At 59.2% G+C, this 16,116-nt stretch carries 16 protein-coding genes; 6 read left to right on the top strand and 10 right to left on the bottom strand.

Translation table 11 applies throughout. The features are described from left to right. Positions 1-12 precede the first annotated feature (12 nt). The gene (locus tag ACMYUN_RS16950) at positions 13-750 is read right to left on the bottom strand and encodes a substrate-binding periplasmic protein (RefSeq protein ID WP_415761191.1); all 738 of its coding nucleotides are present in this window, start codon (positions 748-750) and stop codon (positions 13-15) included. A gap of 255 nt (positions 751-1,005) precedes the next feature. On the opposite strand from ACMYUN_RS16950, the gene ACMYUN_RS16945 reads away from it, so the two are divergent. Further along, positions 1,006-1,458: a GNAT family N-acetyltransferase gene (locus ACMYUN_RS16945; protein ID WP_415761189.1), complete on the top strand. Its 453-nt coding sequence runs from the start codon at positions 1,006-1,008 to the stop codon at positions 1,456-1,458. Positions 1,459-1,554: 96 nt separating this feature from the next. Here ACMYUN_RS16945 and ACMYUN_RS16940 read toward each other — a convergent pair whose 3' ends face one another. From ACMYUN_RS16940 to ACMYUN_RS16930, 3 genes are read right to left on the bottom strand one after another with little or no spacing between them, the layout of a single operon-like run. Next, positions 1,555-1,851 carry a winged helix-turn-helix domain-containing protein gene (locus ACMYUN_RS16940; protein ID WP_415763981.1) on the bottom strand — a complete coding sequence of 99 codons (297 nt, stop codon included), beginning with the start codon at positions 1,849-1,851 and terminating at the stop codon, positions 1,555-1,557. A gap of 17 nt (positions 1,852-1,868) precedes the next feature. Continuing rightward, a complete protein-coding gene (locus ACMYUN_RS16935; protein ID WP_039757611.1) occupies positions 1,869-2,363 on the bottom strand; it encodes a M48 family metallopeptidase in 495 nt (164 codons plus the stop codon). 44 nt (positions 2,364-2,407) lie between these two features. Beyond that, entirely contained in the window at positions 2,408-4,531 is a 2,124-nt protein-coding gene (locus ACMYUN_RS16930; protein WP_415761188.1) for a putative bifunctional diguanylate cyclase/phosphodiesterase, read from the bottom strand. A 312-nt stretch (positions 4,532-4,843) separates the two neighbouring features. On the opposite strand from ACMYUN_RS16930, the gene ACMYUN_RS16925 reads away from it, so the two are divergent. From ACMYUN_RS16925 to ACMYUN_RS16915, 3 genes are all read left to right on the top strand, one after another. Continuing rightward, positions 4,844-5,512 (top strand): polysaccharide lyase family 7 protein, encoded by a 669-nt coding sequence (locus ACMYUN_RS16925; protein ID WP_415761187.1) that lies wholly within the window; start codon positions 4,844-4,846, stop codon positions 5,510-5,512. 166 nt (positions 5,513-5,678) lie between these two features. Next, positions 5,679-5,930, top strand: coding sequence for a helix-turn-helix domain-containing protein (locus ACMYUN_RS16920; RefSeq protein WP_415761186.1), 252 nt, complete (start codon positions 5,679-5,681; stop codon positions 5,928-5,930). Next, the gene (locus ACMYUN_RS16915) at positions 5,927-7,126 is read left to right on the top strand and encodes a type II toxin-antitoxin system HipA family toxin (RefSeq protein ID WP_415761185.1); all 1,200 of its coding nucleotides are present in this window, start codon (positions 5,927-5,929) and stop codon (positions 7,124-7,126) included. Before ACMYUN_RS16920 ends, ACMYUN_RS16915 begins: the two co-directional genes overlap by 4 nt. Positions 7,127-7,205: 79 nt before the next feature. On the opposite strand, the gene fba is transcribed toward ACMYUN_RS16915, so the two are convergent. The 6 genes from fba to tkt all read right to left on the bottom strand — a co-directional run bounded on the left by fba (position 7,206) and on the right by tkt (position 13,556). Continuing rightward, positions 7,206-8,270, bottom strand: a complete 1,065-nt coding sequence (gene fba, locus ACMYUN_RS16910) for a class II fructose-bisphosphate aldolase (protein WP_008081027.1) — start codon at positions 8,268-8,270, stop codon at positions 7,206-7,208. A gap of 263 nt (positions 8,271-8,533) precedes the next feature. Then, positions 8,534-8,866: an MliC family protein gene (locus ACMYUN_RS16905; RefSeq protein WP_039757606.1), complete on the bottom strand. Its 333-nt coding sequence runs from the start codon at positions 8,864-8,866 to the stop codon at positions 8,534-8,536. 57 nt (positions 8,867-8,923) lie between these two features. Continuing rightward, positions 8,924-9,145, bottom strand: coding sequence for a hypothetical protein (locus ACMYUN_RS16900; protein ID WP_016772786.1), 222 nt, complete (start codon positions 9,143-9,145; stop codon positions 8,924-8,926). Between the two features lie 34 nt (positions 9,146-9,179). After that, complete coding sequence (locus tag ACMYUN_RS16895) at positions 9,180-10,343, bottom strand: phosphoglycerate kinase (protein WP_415761184.1); 1,164 nt, start codon at positions 10,341-10,343, stop codon at positions 9,180-9,182. A 12-nt stretch (positions 10,344-10,355) separates the two neighbouring features. After that, positions 10,356-11,408 (bottom strand): erythrose-4-phosphate dehydrogenase, encoded by a 1,053-nt coding sequence (epd, locus tag ACMYUN_RS16890; RefSeq protein ID WP_039757604.1) that lies wholly within the window; start codon positions 11,406-11,408, stop codon positions 10,356-10,358. A 150-nt stretch (positions 11,409-11,558) separates the two neighbouring features. After that, on the bottom strand, positions 11,559-13,556 hold the full coding sequence (tkt, locus tag ACMYUN_RS16885) for a transketolase (protein ID WP_039757603.1): 1,998 nt from the start codon (positions 13,554-13,556) through the stop codon (positions 11,559-11,561). Between the two features lie 259 nt (positions 13,557-13,815). On the opposite strand from tkt, the gene ACMYUN_RS16880 reads away from it, so the two are divergent. Then, positions 13,816-14,811 (top strand): ArsR/SmtB family transcription factor, encoded by a 996-nt coding sequence (locus ACMYUN_RS16880; RefSeq protein WP_039757602.1) that lies wholly within the window; start codon positions 13,816-13,818, stop codon positions 14,809-14,811. Between the two features lie 18 nt (positions 14,812-14,829). Further along, positions 14,830-16,020: a methionine adenosyltransferase gene (gene metK / locus ACMYUN_RS16875; RefSeq protein ID WP_024014624.1), complete on the top strand. Its 1,191-nt coding sequence runs from the start codon at positions 14,830-14,832 to the stop codon at positions 16,018-16,020. The last annotated feature ends 96 nt before the right edge of the window (positions 16,021-16,116 follow it).

Raw genomic sequence — 16,116 nt, 5'->3', positions numbered from 1 at the left:
TGTAGCTACCAACTACATTCCATGCCGCCGCAACAACTTCTCATAGGTGCCGTCAGCCTTCATCGCGGCAATCGCCCGATCAAACCCCGCGACAATCTGCTCATGCTGTGGGTTCTGCAGGCTGACCAGTATGTGCAGGCTGTTCTCACTCAACGGCTTGGCTAGAAACTCCACCGAATTGCGCACCTTGGCCGATTCCCGAGCCAGGTAATACTTCGCTACGTACTCATCCTCCAGCGTCAGCTTGACCCGATCCGCCGAGAGCATGCGTACGCCCATGGCGAAGTTGTGCACAGGGACCTTCTGCATCGCGGTGTCAGCATCGAACGGTGCGGAATAGGCATAGCCGCGCACCACCGCAATCGGATAGGTGTGCAGTTGCTCAAGGGTGTTGTATTCAATGGGTGCGTCTTTGCGTTTGAGGAAGCGGATGCGGTTGATCAGGTACTCAGCGGAAAACTGGCCGATCTGCGTGCGCTCGTCGTTGTACCAGGCGTTGACCAGCACGTCGTAACGCCCTTCGCCAATCCCCAGCAATGCTCGCGCCCACGGCACTTGCTCGTAGCCGCTGGCATAACCGGCGCGAGCCAGTGCGGTGCTTACGATGTCGGTGGCCAGGCCACCATTGACCAGCGCATCGTCGGTAAACGGCGGCCAGTTATCGAACGCCAGCCGCAGCTTCTGCGCCAAAGCATCCTGGCCCAGCACCAGCAGTCCGATCAACGCAACGGCTTGAAGCAATCGCAGCATGCTTGAACATCCTCAGCGGGCAACCGCCCGACGTGGTTTCACGTCAAAATCCAAGGCCCCTTACCGGCAAAACCCAAGCATTGAACATTAGCTCATGGGAGCCAGTGGACAGTGCTCTTCAGCAGATTACACAAAGTCGCAGCCAGCGTGAGAAAGGAATAGTGGCATTTTGACCTTTATCACAGACTGTTGCGCCATACAGACATACGGCGCTGCTGCGCTTAGTATCGGGCGACATGGTCAAGGAATCGAAAAATGACAATCGAGTGGATCTGCAAACATCATCGTGATCTGGGCAAAGAGCAGTTGTACGCCTTGTTGAAGCTGCGCTCTGATGTATTCGTGGTCGAACAGAAATGCGCCTATCCGGATCTCGACGGCCAGGATCTGGACGGCGATACCCATCACCTGATGGGCTGGGTGGATGATCAACTGATGGCTTACCTGCGCCTGCTGGATCCGGAATCCCAGGGCGGCGACGTGGTGATTGGCCGCGTGGTGACCGCGCCCGCCGGCCGTGGCAAAGGGTTGGGCCACGCGATGATGGAACAGGCGCTGAAGCAGGCCGAAAAGCACTGGCCGCAGGTACCGATCTATCTGTCGGCGCAGGCACACTTGCAGAGGTATTACGGCCAGTACGGATTTGTCGCAGTCGGCGAGGAATATCTCGAGGATGACATTCCACATATCGGCATGCGTCGGTCCTGAAGGCCCTTTCGCGAGCAGGCTCGCTCCCACAGGGAATGCGCATCCATTGTGGGAGCGAGCCTGCTCGCGAAGGCGTCAGAACCGTCGGCGCAGGAATCAGGGATATTCAAGCACTGCCTTTATCTGCCGCAAATTGCGCTCGATCCAGCCGCAATCAATCGCTCCCCACTCGCGAATCCGATAGCACCCGGCATGATTGCGCGCGCCCTCCTCCTGTTCGAACTCACAGATGATGTCCAGATCAGCCAGCGCGGCGATGGTGTCCTGCGCCGTGCGTCGAGGCATGCCGGTGACTTCGGTCAGCGCCGGCACGCTTGGCGCCAAGCCACTGTCGATCAGATAGGCCACGTACAAACGGCGGTAGAAACTGCTTTTGGTCTTGCTGACGTCCATCACACCTTCCTGATTGGTCAAGCCTGCATATCCCGCCACGTCAGGTACACACGCAGATCGAACTCGATCTGGTGATACCCCGGCAGCATGTGCTCGCACAGTTTATAGAACGCCTTGTTGTGGTCCGATTCCTTGAAGTGCGCCAGCTCGTGCACCACGATCATCTTCAGAAAATCCGGCGCGGCGTCCTTGAACAGCGCGGCAATACGGATTTCCTTGTTGGCCTTGAGCTTGCCGCCCTGCACCCGTGACACCGTGGTGTGCAGGCCGAGGGCGCGGTGGGTCAGGTCGAGGCGGTTGTCGAACAGCACTTTGTCGATGGCCGGCGCGTTGCGCATATACTGCTGTTTGAGATCCAGCGCGTAGCTGTACAGTGCCTTGTCGCTCTGTACGTCATGCCGTCCCGAATAGCGCTGATCGAGGTAATCACCCAGCCGCCCTTCGGCGATCAGCTGGCGCACCTGATCCTGCAAACGCTCGGGATAGGCCTGGAGGTATTTCAACACAGTCATGGACGAGCGACGCGGTTCGGAAAAGGTGCGCCAGTGTAGCGAATTCAGCCGGCCAGCGCGCTCCAGTCAAACGGTTCGGCGAAGCGCACGGCGTCCTCGGCGACCAGAGGGCGCGCCACCAGGAAGCCCTGCACGTACTCACAGCCATGGGCTTGCAGCCACTGATATTGTTCGATGGTTTCTACACCTTCGGCGATCACCAGCAGACCGTATTGCTTGCACAGGTCGATGACCATGCGCACCAGCGCCGCATCGCGTGGCGAGTCCGGCAGGCGCGCGATCAAGTGGCGATCGAGCTTCAGAGTGTCCAGTTCCAGATCGCGCAGATGCGCCAGCGAGCACGGCCCTGAACCGAAATCGTCCAGCGCCACGCGCACCCCGAGATGACGCAGCAGCCGCAGTTGCTTGCGGGTCTCGTCCGGGTTATGCATCAACGCTTCTTCGGTGACTTCGACTTCCAGTTGCCGTGGCTGCAGCGCATGGCGCTCCATGACCTGACGCAATTCAGTGACCAGATTCGGCAGGCCGAACTGGGTGTTGCTCAGGCTCACGCCGAGCACCAGATCTTCGGCGAACAAGGTTTCCCAGGCTTTGCGCTGACCGGCGCCACGGTGATAGATCCAGCTGCCGAGGCGACTGATCAAGCGCGCCTCTTCCAGCAACGGCAGAAACAACCCCGGCGGCACATCGCCGACGCTCGGGTGCTGCCAGCGCAGCAACGCTTCGAACCCACGGATCTGCCCGCTGCCAATCGCTACCTGCGGCTGATAGACCAGGTTGAAATCGCGGTTTTCGATGGCCTCGCGCACGCTGTCTTCAAGCATCAGACGCGAGCGTGCGCGGCCGTTCATCTCATGATCATAGAAGCGATATTGCTGACGCCCGGCACGCTTGGCTTCGTACATGGCAATGTCCGAGGCGCGCAGCAAGCCGTCGAGGTTACGGCCACAGTCGGGATAAGTAGCGATGCCGATACTGGCGCCAAGGACGATATCCAGACCTTCGATCTGCTGACAGACCGACACACGCTCGATGAGCTTCTCGGCAATCTTCGCCGCTTGCTCGGGAAACTCCAGATCCAGCAGCGCGGTGAATTCATCGCCGCCCATGCGCGCGAGAATATCGAACGGCCGCAGGCACGCCTTCAGTTGCTCGGAAACCCAGCGCAACACGCGGTCGCCGGCATCGTGGCCAAGGGAGTCGTTGACGCGTTTGAAACCGTCGAGATCGAGGTAGAGCAACACCCAGCTGCTGTCACTGCGCTCGCCGCGCAGCAGCAGGTTTTCCACGGTCTGGTAGAACCCGCGTCGGTTGAGCAACCCGGTCAGCGGATCGGTCACCGCCTGGAACTCCAGTTGCTGGTGCAAGTGACGCACCACCGACATGTCCAGCACCGTCACAACCATTGCATGCTGCTCCGAGGGCAGCGGAGCACAAGACAAGGCCACCGGCACTTGCTGCCCCGGCGCCGTACGCAACAATGCATCATGCAGACGCAGGGTTTCACCGCGCTGGTAGCCGGCGTAGAACTCGGAATCGGCCCATAGCGGAATGTGCGGCTTCTGCAGGAAATCGAGAAACTCCTTGCCCTCGAGTTCCTTCACCGGCGCATTGAGCAGCCGTGAAATCGCCGGATTGGCAAAACGGATCACGCCGTCCTCGCTCAGCACCAGAATGCCTTCGGCGGCGTTATCCAGCACTGAAGCATTGAAGGCCCGCGCCACTTCCAGATCATGACTCAGGCGTTGCAAGGCACGGCGATTGCGCTGGTGCTCGAGCAGCGCCTGGACCTTGGGCTTGAGAATCTGCGGATCGAACGGCTTGAACAGGTAATCCACCGCGCCACTGGCATAGCCCTTGATCACGGCGTCCTGGGATTGCTCGTTGGCGGTGAGGAAAATGATCGGCGTCAGCCGCGTGCGCTGGCTGCCGCGCATCAGCCGCGCAACCTCGAAACCGTCCATGCCGGGCATCTGCACATCGAGCAGGACCAGATCGATGTCGTATTCGAGCAAAAGGTTCAGCGCCTCGAAACCGGAGGCGGCGGTCATCACGTGCCAATCCTGACGCTGCAGCAACGCGCGCATGCTGATCAGGTTTTCGGGGTAATCATCGACGATCAAAAGGACCGAGCTGCCTTCACCTGGCTGGGGTTGCGCGCATTCCATGCTGCTTCTCTTATCAAGCCGTTGCCGGCAAAAACCATAGACGTACTGAGCCTTCACTCTAGTCGCGGTTCCCATAAAGCAGAAGCTGTCATGGCGCCATCATTCGACCATTGTTCCGTCGAGCCGACTAACGGTCACGCCTACAGCCCCCGAAAACCGGGAAGGATGGCATTTCGACAGGATGTTGACGCCAATCAACCGCCGGACGGGCATTAACAAAAATAGCCGCTACGCTTATAAAGGCGCCCCGAAAAGGCGCGGGCTAGAGCTTCTGGCACCCGCGTTCAGGATGAATCGAGTGGAAGCACCGACATGATCGATCTCGCAACCTGGAACCTCAGCGTTCCCGTTGGCAGCCCGCCATACACCGTCGAAACCGAAAAACTGGTGAAAGGCTTCAAGGATCAATACTTCCATTCCGATACCGGGACCTTGTTTTTCTGGTCACCGGTCACCGGGTCAAAAACCGAAAACGCTGTCTATCCGCGCACCGAACTGCGCGAAACCTACAGCAACGGCACCCTGCGCAACTGGTATTACCCTGACGCCGATAACCTGCTGCGCGCCACCCTCGCGGTAAACAAAGTGCCCAGCTCGGGCAAGATCGTCATCGGCCAGATTCACGCCTATGAAAGCCAGAAGCCGATGCTCAAACTCGAGTACCAGTACAAGGAAAAAACCGAGACCGGCAATCTGGTGATCAAAGTGCGCATGCGCCCCGATGATGACGAAAGCCGCGTCATCACCCTCGCCACTGGCATCAAGCTCGATCGCGAATTCAACTACCTCATCCATCTGAGTCCTGGCGGCGCGTTGGGCGTCAGTGCGGCGGGATATCAGTGGGATTCGCAGATCAGCGCGACGTGGCGCAACAAGCCGCTGTACTTCAAGGCCGGGGTATATGTGCAGGACAATACCGGCTACACCAGTGAAGGTGGGCAGGTGACGTTTACCAAACTGGATATTGATCACGACAAGTAACCCAAACACCACAAGGAGCTAGCGAGCGCGCCCGTCAGGCATTCGATCACGTTGAACTGAAGAATAGTCGTTCAGAAAAGCTCGCCTGAGGACGGGTCTCTTGAGCCAAATGGATTAAATGTTCCGCATACGGTACATTGACATCAAAATGTTACGGTAGCGCAACATGGATTATTCTCTTTTAATTACCCGTCTCGGCATTCAGTTGCGTGAAAAACGTGTAAATCGTGGCCTGACGCAGGCTCAACTTGCCGATCTGGCGGGACTGACACGATACAAAGTCATTGCGGTAGAGAAAGGTACCCTTTCTGTCGGCATGATCGCTTACGCGCGCGTTTTGGCTGCTTTGGACTGCGAACTCTCGGTGGTTCCAGCAACGATGCCAACCCTTGAAGAGATCGGAGATTTATTCGAATGAAAATGGCCTCTCTTCAAGTCAGTACCCCTGAAGGTAATAGCGGCAGGCTTTTCAGCGATGCCGAGGATTTCACTTTTCGTTATCACGAAGATGCATCGCCACAAATGGCGATCAGCCTCCTGATGCCTGTACGGCATAACGAGTTTCGTCGGCGGGAGTTGCACCCTGTTTTTCAAATGAACCTGCCAGAAGGCTATGTACTGGAGCAGTTGCGCAACCGCTTGGCCAAGACTGTTAACGTCGACCCAATGCTGCTACTGGCGCTTTCCGGCAGTACATCGCCCATTGGCAGGGTTCACGTACGCTCTGAAACCGTTGATGCATTGTTGCAGGCGCAAGAATTTCCGGGAGAAAAACTTGAAGAGATTCTCACGTGGGACGGTACGGAAGATATCTTCGCCAACATGCTTGATCGCTACATCCTGCGGGCAGGCATTTCAGGTGTTCAACCCAAGTTGCTGGTGCCGGAGCGACAAGAAATAGAGTTGCCGAGAGTGACATCCAAAACCTCGGATCTGATCATCAAGAGTGGAAGAGACGAATTCCCGGGCCTGGCGATCAACGAATTCCTTTGCATGTCCATGGCGAAAGACGCGGGGATTCCCGTTCCACCGTTTTACCTTTCCGATAATGCCAAGCTGTTTGTCATGCGTCGATTTGATCGCGACGACCAGCTCAATTCCATTGGGTTTGAAGACATGGCGGTGCTGATGGGGCTCTCGGCTAACGAGAAGTACAGCAAGAGTTATGCGGCAATCGCCAAGGCTGTTCGAGTGTTTTGCCCAGCGAAACACTTGCGTACGTCGCTTGATCAACTCTTCGATAGCGTCGCTCTGAGCTGCATTGTTGGGAATGGCGACGCTCATTTGAAAAACTTCGGATTGCTCTATTCCGAACCGACGCGACGCGACGCGCATCTGGCTCCGGCTTACGACATCGTCAACACCACGGCCTATATTCCAGAAGATGTTCTGGCATTGGATCTGGCGGGCAACAAGTCAATGTTCGCCTCACGACAAGGACTCCTGGAGTTCGCTCACACCTGTGAAATCGACCAACCCAAAGAGCGCATTCAGCATCTGCTTGCCTCGGTTGATACGGTGCTCGATCGCTATCCTCAGTATCGCGAACAGGCGCCCCAAGTGTTCAACGCCATTAAGCACGCGGCAGCGCCATTTTCTCTGACTTTTGGATAGCATCGTTACCACGAGAAATCCCGCCCACAAAAAACCCGCCTCTCGGCGGGTTTCTTTTTAATCAGCTCAACGCTCAGGCTCAGTTGACCTTAGCGTTCAACTCACCCTTCAGATAACGCTGATACATCGCTTCCAGCGAGATCGGTTTGATCTTCGAAGCATTGCCAGCAGTACCGAACGCTTCGTAACGAGCGATACACACGTCACGCATTGCGGTCACGGTGGCACCGAAGAATTTACGTGGGTCGAATTCGCTCGGGTTGGTGGCCATCAGGCGGCGCATGGCGCCGGTGGATGCCAGGCGCAGGTCGGTGTCGATGTTGACCTTGCGCACGCCGTGCTTGATGCCTTCGACGATCTCTTCAACCGGGACGCCGTAGGTTTCTTTGATGTCGCCGCCATATTGGTTGATGATCGCCAGCCACTCTTGCGGAACCGAGGACGAACCGTGCATCACCAGGTGGGTGTTCGGGATGCGTTTGTGGATTTCCTTGATGCGGTCGATCGCCAGCACGTCGCCGGTTGGTGGCTTGGTGAACTTGTAGGCACCGTGGCTGGTGCCGATGGCAATGGCCAAGGCATCGACCTGGGTGCGCTTGACGAAGTCAGCGGCTTCTTCCGGGTCGGTCAGCATCTGACTGTGATCCAGAACGCCTTCGGCGCCGATGCCGTCTTCTTCACCGGCCATACCGGTTTCCAGCGAACCCAGGCAGCCCAGCTCGCCTTCTACCGAAACGCCGCAGGCGTGAGCCATGGCCACGGTTTGTTGGGTAACGCGGACGTTGTAGTCGTAATCGGTCGGGGTCTTGCCGTCTTCGCCCAGCGAGCCGTCCATCATTACCGAGCTGAAGCCCAGTTGAATCGAACGCTGGCAGACGTCAGGGCTGGTGCCGTGGTCCTGGTGCATGCACACCGGGATGTGCGGGAATTCTTCGATCGCGGCCAGGATCAGGTGACGCAGGAATGGCGCACCGGCGTATTTGCGGGCGCCGGCCGAAGCCTGGACGATCACCGGGGAGTCAGTCTTGTCAGCGGCTTCCATGATGGCGCGCATCTGCTCAAGGTTGTTGACGTTGAAAGCTGGAACGCCGTAGCCGAACTCGGCTGCGTGGTCCAGCATCTGGCGCATGCTGATAAGTGCCATTGTGTGTGTCTCTCCCGGTTGAGGGTCGTTGATCGTGCCAGCCTGCCGGAGCGGCGGCGGCTATTCAAGTTAATGCAGATCGGGGGTTTGGGCCCGGGCTGCGAATTCGGTGATACAAAATCTCAAGAACTACAGACAACCACTGTGGGAGCGGGCTTGCTCGCGAATGCGGTTAAACATTCAACATCTATGCGAGCTGATCCACCGCCTTCGCGAGCAAGCCCGCTCCCACATTTGGATCGCTGTGAATCAAATCAATCGTTTTACTCGGTCTTGCAACCACGGCCAATCAGGTCATTGGTGGCGACCCAGTACACCAGGCCTTCGTCACCCTTGACGTGAAACGCCAGCATGCCATCGCTGTACAGCGTGCCCGAGGCGCCCGGCTCTTCTTTCAGGCGATAGACCTGATCAGCGCCGCCCAGTCGCACATCGACTTCCTTCTGGCCGGCATCGGCGTAACGCCACAACACCTTGGCCTGACTGTCGCAGGTCCAGGTCGTCCAGTTGTCTGCCGGGGCTGACGACTGAAACAGGCTCAACTGCGCGCAACCACCCAACAATGCCAACGCCGCAACGGCGATCAAGCCTTTCATCCGTGTTCCTCGACTGACGACGCATGCCGCCAGCCCTGAGTTAAAGAGTCAGACCCGTCAAGGACAACCATGTTCCTTGACCGGGGTTTGCGTCTCGTATTTGTCCAGGCCGTCCGGGCCCGAGCGCTTGTTCAGCACCGGGTTGGTTTCGGCCTGCCAGTCGGCCTGATAACAGCCCTTCTGCGGCTCGCTCGGTGCTGGCGTCGCGTCGGCCTTCGGGGTGCTCCCGCAGGCCGCCAGCGTACCGGTCAGCAACAACAGCGCTAACGACTTGACCATGTGAACACTCCTTTGCCTGGCCAAACGGGCGGCCTCAGGCCTTGGCCCGGCTTTCCAGGACTTCAACGGCAGGCAGCACCTTGCCCTCGACGAATTCGAGGAACGCGCCACCACCGGTGGAAATGTAGGAGATCTGCTCAGCCACGCCATATTTATCGATCGCCGCCAGGGTGTCGCCACCGCCCGCGATGGAGAATGCCGAGCTTTCGGCGATGGCCTGGGCCAGCACTTTGGTGCCGTTGCCGAACTGATCGAACTCGAACACGCCGACCGGGCCGTTCCACATAATGGTTTTCGACGACTTCAGCAGTTCGGCGAAATTGGCGGCGGTTTGCGGGCCGATGTCGAGAATCATGTCGTCAGCCGCAACATCAGCGATCAGCTTCACAGTCGCTTCAGCGCTTTCGGCAAATTCCTTGGCGACCACGACGTCAACCGGCAACGGCACGCTGACTTTCGCCGCGATTTCACGGGCGGTGTCGAGCAGATCCGGTTCGTACAGCGACTTGCCAACCGGGTGACCAGCGGCCGCGAGGAAGGTGTTGGCGATGCCGCCGCCGACAATCAGTTGATCGCAGATCTGGCTCAGGCTGTTCAGCACGTCGAGCTTGGTCGACACCTTGGAGCCGGCAACGATGGCCGCCATTGGCTTGGCCGGTGCACCAAGAGCTTTGCCCAGTGCTTCCAGTTCAGCGGCCAGCAGCGGGCCAGCGGCAGCGACTTTGGCGAACTTGGCCACGCCGTGGGTCGAACCCTCGGCGCGGTGAGCGGTGCCGAAAGCGTCCATCACGAACACGTCGCACAGGGCCGCGTATTGCTGGGCCAGGTCGTCGGCGTTCTTTTTCTCGCCCTTGTTGAAGCGCACGTTTTCGAACAGCACGATGTCGCCAGCCTTGACCTCAACGCCACCGAGGTAATCAGCCACCAGCGGCACTTCACGGCCCAGCGCTTTGCTCAGGTAGTCGGCGACAGGTTTCAGGCTGTTCTCGGCGGAGAACTCGCCTTCAGTCGGACGGCCCAAGTGCGAGCAGACCATCACTGCCGCGCCTTTTTCCAGGGCCAGCTTGATGGTCGGCAGCGAAGCCAGGATGCGCGCGTCGCTGGTGACAACACCGTCCTTGACGGGGACGTTGAGGTCTTCGCGGATCAATACGCGCTTACCTTGCAGATCGAGGTCGGACATCTTCAACACGGTCATGGGTCGCACTTCCTACGGTTTTTTTGAAGTTGCTGTTTGCAGATAGTGGTCTGCAACGTCCAGCATTCGGTTGGCAAAACCCCATTCGTTGTCGAACCAGGCCAGGATGTTCACCAGTTTGGGGCCGGAAACACGGGTCTGACTGGCATCGACGATGGCCGAATGTGGGTCATGGTTGAAATCACAGCTGGCGTGCGGCAACTCGGTGTAGGCCAGCAGGCCTTTGAGCGGGCCGCTGGTGGCGGCTTCGCGCAGGATCCGGTTGACCTCATTGGCATCAGTCGCCGTGGCGGTCTGCATCGTGATGTCGAGGCAGGACACGTTGACTGTCGGCACGCGCACGGCTTTGGCCTGAATTCGTCCGGCAAGTTCCGGCAGCAGGCGCTCGATGCCCCGCGCCAGACCAGTGGACACCGGGATCACCGACTGGAACGCCGAACGCGTGCGGCGCAGGTCTTCGTGGTGATAGGCATCGATCACCGGCTGATCGTTCATCGCCGAGTGAATCGTGGTGATCGACACATAATCCAGGCCAATCGCCTGATCGAGCAGACGCAGCAACGGCACGCCGCAGTTGGTGGTGCACGAGGCGTTGGATACCAGCAGTTCGTCGCCGGTCAGGCAGTTCTGATTGACGCCGTAGACGATGGTGGCGTCGACATCCGCTTCGCTGGCCATCGGCTGCGAGAACAGCACGCGCGGCGCGCCGGCGTCGAGAAAGCGCTGGCCATCGGCACGAGTGTGGTAAGCGCCGGAGCACTCGAGCACCAGATCGACGCCCAGCGACGCCCAATCGATGCCTTCGGGGGTGGCACTGCGCAAGACCTTCACGCAGTCGCCATTGATATGCAGACAATCGCCTTCAACCCGCACTTCGCCGGGGAATCGCCCGTGGGTGGAGTCGAAGCGTGTCAGGTATTCGATGCTGGCCATGTCGGCCAGATCGTTGATCGCGACAATCTCAAACCCGGCCTTATCGCCGCGCTCGAACAACGCCCGCAAGACGCAACGACCAATGCGGCCATAGCCGTTGAGTGCAACTTTGTAGGGACGCGGTTGAGGCATGGGGTTCTCGATTCCGTGGTGAATCAGGCACTGCGATGTTGCCTGAACCAACGCTTTCGCGAGCAGGCTCGCTCCCACATTGGAATGCATTTCCCTGTGGGAGCGAGCCTGCTCGCGAAGGCGTCAGCCCGGACAACACAACTGTCAGATTTAGTCTTCCAGCAGCTCTTCAGCCTGACCGAGGATGTTCTCCAGGGTAAAACCGAACTCTTCGAACAATGCCGAGGCCGGCGCCGACTCACCGTAGGTGGTCATGCCGATCACACGACCTTCCAGACCTACGTACTTGAACCAGAAATCGGCGTGGGCCGCTTCGATGGCAATACGTGCGCCGACCTGCAACGGCAGCACCGACTGCTTGTACTCCGCATCCTGAGCATCGAACGCGCTGGTGCAAGGCATCGATACCACGCGAACCTTACGGCCCTGCTCGGTCAGTTTGTCGAAGGCTTGAACAGCCAGACCGACTTCCGAACCGGTGGCGATCAGGATCAGCTCAGGCTCGCCTGCGCAGTCCTTCAGTACATAACCACCACGGCTGATGTTGGCGATCTGGCCAGCATCGCGTTCCTGGTGCTGCAGGTTCTGCCGCGAGAAGATCAGCGCCGAAGGGCCGTCCTTGCGCTCCAGTGCGTTTTTCCACGCGACTGCCGATTCAACGGCATCGGCTGGACGCCAGGTGTCGAGGTTCGGCGTGGTGCGCAGGCTGGTCAGTTGCTCGATCGGCTGGTGCGTCGGGCCGTCTTCGCCCAGGCCGATCGAGTCGTGGGTGTAGACGTGGATCACGCGCTTCTTCATCAAAGCCGACATACGTACGGCATTGCGCGCGTATTCCATGAACATCAGGAAGGTCGCGCCGTAAGGCACCAGGCCGCCGTGCAGGGTCACGCCGTTCATGATCGCGGTCATGCCGAATTCGCGCACGCCGTAGTACATGTAGTTACCGCTGGCATCTTCAGCGCTGACGCCCTTGCAACCTTTCCACAGGGTCAGGTTGGAACCGGCGAGGTCAGCCGAACCGCCGAGCAGCTCCGGCAGCAGCGGGCCAAACGCGTTAAGGGTGTTCTGGCTGGCCTTGCGGCTGGCGATGGTTTCGCCCTTGGCCGCGACTTCGGCGATGTAGGCCGAGGCTTTTTCCGAGAAGTCGGCCGGCAGCTCGCCGCTCAGACGACGAATCAGCTCGTTGGCTTCGGTCGGGAATGCAGCGGAGTAAGCAGCGAAACGCTGATCCCACTCGGCTTCGACCGCGCGGCCAGCTTCTTTGGCGTCCCACTCGGCGTAGATGTCGGCCGGAATTTCGAACGGGCCGTAGTTCCAGTTCAGCGCCTGACGGGTCAGGGCGATTTCCGCGTCACCCAGTGGGGCGCCGTGGCAATCTTCCTTGCCCTGCTTGTTCGGCGAACCGAAACCGATGGTGGTCTTGCAGCAGATCAGCGTCGGCTGAGCGCTCTTGCGCGCGGTTTCGATGGCGGTCTTGATCTCTTCCGGATCGTGACCGTCGACATTGCGGATCACCTGCCAGTTATAGGCTTCGAAACGCTTCGGCGTGTCATCGGTGAACCAGCCTTCGACTTCGCCGTCGATGGAAATGCCGTTGTCATCGTAGAAGGCAATCAGCTTGCCCAGGCCCAGCGTGCCGGCCAAAGAGGCGACTTCGTGGGAAATGCCTTCCATCATGCAGCCATCACCGAGGAACACGTAGGTATGGTGGTCGACGATGTCGTGGCCAGGACGGTTGAACTGCGCGCCCAGGACTTTTTCAGCCAGCGCGAAACCGACGGCGTTGGCCAGACCCTGACCCAGTGGGCCGGTGGTGGTTTCAACGCCCGGGGTGTAACCGAATTCAGGGTGACCCGGGGTGCGGCTGTGCAGTTGACGGAACTGCTTCAGGTCGTCGATCGACAGGTCGTAACCGGTCAGGTGCAGCAGCGAGTAGATCAACATCGAGCCGTGGCCGTTGGACAGCACGAAGCGGTCACGGTCGGCGAACGACGGGTTGCTCGGGTTGTGCTTGAGGTAGTCGCGCCACAGCACTTCGGCAATATCTGCCATACCCATAGGGGCACCGGGATGGCCGCTGTTGGCTTTTTGCACGGCATCCATGCTGAGGGCACGAATGGCGTTGGCACGCTCACGACGGCTAGGCATCGCTGATCTCCTGGGTGTGAATAGACTGAAACGGAAAAAAGGAGGGCATTTTCCCTCACCCATGCGCCTCGGGGCAATGACAGATAGTCATCGGCAGGCGTTTTTCCAATCGATAGCACCGGTTTCGCTTGGTGAAACCTTTCCGCTGTTCGTTTGTAGAGACTACCGTCCGCTGAGAAGTGCCATTTATCGAGCAATATCAAAACTTTTTGATATTGGCCTTGCGGTGCCACCCCCCCGTCTCTAGACTGCCAGCCCTATGAACTTACGCGTGCCTTCCATTCGCCATGACGATTGCGACGAGCTGGCGGCCCTGTGCAAGGCCGGCGGCGATCCGCTGCGGCTGAATGTCTTGCGCGCGCTGGCCAACGATTCGTTTGGCGTGCTGGAGCTGGCGCAGATTTTCGGCATCGGCCAGTCAGGCATGAGCCATCACCTCAAGGTGCTGGCGCAAGCCGATCTGGTGGCGACACGCCGTGAAGGCAATGCGATTTTCTATCGTCGCGCCCTGCCCCACAGCGAATTGCTCGGCGGCAAGCTGCACGCGGCATTGCTGGAAGAAGTCGACAATCTGGATCTGCCTGACGAGGTGCGAGCGCGCATCGAGCAGGTTCACGGCCAGCGTGCCGCGGCCAGTCAGGACTTTTTCGCCCGGGTCGCGGAAAAATTCCGTGCCCAGCAAGACTTGATCGCAGGCCTGCCTCAGTACCGTGACAGCGTGCTGGCCCTGCTCGACAAACTGAACTTCGATGGTGCAGCCACGGCCATTGAAGTCGGCCCCGGCGATGGTGCTTTTCTGCCGGAACTGGCCCGTCGCTTCGGCACCGTCACCGCGCTGGACAACAGCCCGGCGATGCTCGAACTGGCGCGTCAGGTATGCGAACGTGAACAGCTGGCTAACGTCAGCCTGCAATTGGCCGATGCATTGAACGGCACGAGCCTTACGGCTGATTGCGTGGTGCTGAACATGGTCCTGCACCATTTTGCCGCCCCGGCCGATGCGCTCAGGCACATGGCCGACTTGCTGCAACCGGGCGGTAGCCTGCTCGTGACAGAGTTATGTAGCCACAACCAGAGTTGGGCCAGGGAGGCCTGCGGTGATCTCTGGTTGGGGTTTGAACAGGACGATCTGGCCCGTTGGGCCACCGCTGCGGGACTCGTTCCCGGGGAAAGCCTCTATGTAGGCTTACGTAATGGTTTCCAGATCCAGGTTCGCCACTTTCAGCGACCGGCTGGCGACACTCACCATCGGTAAATTCAGGAAAACATCGAGATGAGCGAATACTCCCTCTTCACCTCCGAGTCCGTGTCTGAAGGACATCCGGACAAAATCGCCGACCAGATTTCCGATGCGGTGCTGGACGCCATTATTGCCCAGGACAAACACGCTCGCGTGGCTGTGGAAACCCTGGTCAAGACCGGCGTGGCCATCGTTGCCGGTGAAGTGACCACCAGCGCCTGGGTCGACCTGGAGCAGATCGTTCGTGACGTGATTTGCGACATCGGCTACACCAGCTCCGAAGTCGGCTTCGACGGCGCCACCTGCGGCGTGATGAACATCATCGGCAAGCAGTCCCCCGACATCAATCAGGGTGTTGACCGTGCCAAGCCTGAAGATCAGGGCGCCGGCGACCAGGGCCTGATGTTCGGTTACGCCAGCAACGAAACCGACGTTTTGATGCCAGCACCGATCACCTTCTCGCACCAGCTGGTGCAGCGTCAGGCTGAAGCACGCAAGTCGGGCCTGCTGCCTTGGCTGCGTCCGGATGCCAAGTCGCAAGTGACCTGCCGTTACGAAGGCGGCAAGGTTGTCGGCATCGACGCTGTGGTTCTGTCGACCCAGCACAACCCGGAAGTCTCGTACAAAGATTTGCGCGAAGGCGTGATGGAGCTGATCGTCAAGCACGTGCTGCCTGCCGAACTGCTGAGCAAGGACACCCAGTTCCACATCAACCCGACCGGCCAGTTCATCATTGGCGGCCCGGTAGGCGACTGCGGTCTGACCGGTCGCAAGATCATCGTCGACAGCTACGGCGGCATGGCCCGTCACGGCGGCGGCGCATTCTCCGGCAAGGATCCATCGAAGGTTGACCGTTCGGCTGCCTACGCTGGCCGTTACGTGGCCAAGAACATCGTTGCGGCCGGCCTGGCCGAGCGTTGCGAGATTCAGGTGTCCTACGCAATCGGTGTGGCCCAGCCTACGTCGATCTCGCTGAACACCTTCGGCACCGGCAAGATCAGCGATGACAAGATCATCAAACTGGTGCGTGAAGTGTTCGACCTGCGTCCATACGCGATCACCACCATGCTCGACCTGCTGCACCCGATGTATCAGGAAACCGCAGCCTACGGCCACTTCGGTCGGGCACCGCAGACCAAGACCGTTGGCGAAGACAGCTTCACCACGTTCACCTGGGAAAAAACCGACCGCGCCGACGCCCTGCGTTCCGCCGCTGGCCTGTAAAACCCTGGCTGCATGAAAGCCCCGCACGGTTCGCGCAGTGCGGGGCTTTTTCATGCCTGACAGATTTTTGAGATCCGTGTGGGAGCGAGCCTGCTC

The organism is Pseudomonas sp. CP4 (assembly GCF_047758505.1).
GTDB classification, from domain to species: domain Bacteria; phylum Pseudomonadota; class Gammaproteobacteria; order Pseudomonadales; family Pseudomonadaceae; genus Aquipseudomonas; species Aquipseudomonas fluorescens_AO.
Note: the sequence above shows the minus strand (reverse complement) of the source record. Positions and strands in the feature narration are given on the sequence as shown.

Coding starts and splice junctions, on each gene's coding strand:
- metK (WP_024014624.1), top strand. CDS start 14,830: ATGAGCGAATACTCCCTCTTCACCTCCGAGTCCGTGTCTGAAGGACAT.
- ACMYUN_RS16915 (WP_415761185.1), top strand. CDS start 5,927: ATGAAAATGGCCTCTCTTCAAGTCAGTACCCCTGAAGGTAATAGCGGC.
- epd (WP_039757604.1), bottom strand. CDS start 11,408: ATGCCTCAACCGCGTCCCTACAAAGTTGCACTCAACGGCTATGGCCGC.
- ACMYUN_RS16925 (WP_415761187.1), top strand. CDS start 4,844: ATGATCGATCTCGCAACCTGGAACCTCAGCGTTCCCGTTGGCAGCCCG.
- ACMYUN_RS16935 (WP_039757611.1), bottom strand. CDS start 2,363: ATGACTGTGTTGAAATACCTCCAGGCCTATCCCGAGCGTTTGCAGGAT.
- fba (WP_008081027.1), bottom strand. CDS start 8,270: ATGGCACTTATCAGCATGCGCCAGATGCTGGACCACGCAGCCGAGTTC.
- ACMYUN_RS16895 (WP_415761184.1), bottom strand. CDS start 10,343: ATGACCGTGTTGAAGATGTCCGACCTCGATCTGCAAGGTAAGCGCGTA.
- ACMYUN_RS16950 (WP_415761191.1), bottom strand. CDS start 750: ATGCTGCGATTGCTTCAAGCCGTTGCGTTGATCGGACTGCTGGTGCTG.
- ACMYUN_RS16880 (WP_039757602.1), top strand. CDS start 13,816: ATGAACTTACGCGTGCCTTCCATTCGCCATGACGATTGCGACGAGCTG.
- tkt (WP_039757603.1), bottom strand. CDS start 13,556: ATGCCTAGCCGTCGTGAGCGTGCCAACGCCATTCGTGCCCTCAGCATG.
- ACMYUN_RS16940 (WP_415763981.1), bottom strand. CDS start 1,851: ATGGACGTCAGCAAGACCAAAAGCAGTTTCTACCGCCGTTTGTACGTG.
- ACMYUN_RS16900 (WP_016772786.1), bottom strand. CDS start 9,145: ATGGTCAAGTCGTTAGCGCTGTTGTTGCTGACCGGTACGCTGGCGGCC.
- ACMYUN_RS16945 (WP_415761189.1), top strand. CDS start 1,006: ATGACAATCGAGTGGATCTGCAAACATCATCGTGATCTGGGCAAAGAG.
- ACMYUN_RS16920 (WP_415761186.1), top strand. CDS start 5,679: ATGGATTATTCTCTTTTAATTACCCGTCTCGGCATTCAGTTGCGTGAA.
- ACMYUN_RS16930 (WP_415761188.1), bottom strand. CDS start 4,531: ATGGAATGCGCGCAACCCCAGCCAGGTGAAGGCAGCTCGGTCCTTTTG.
- ACMYUN_RS16905 (WP_039757606.1), bottom strand. CDS start 8,866: ATGAAAGGCTTGATCGCCGTTGCGGCGTTGGCATTGTTGGGTGGTTGC.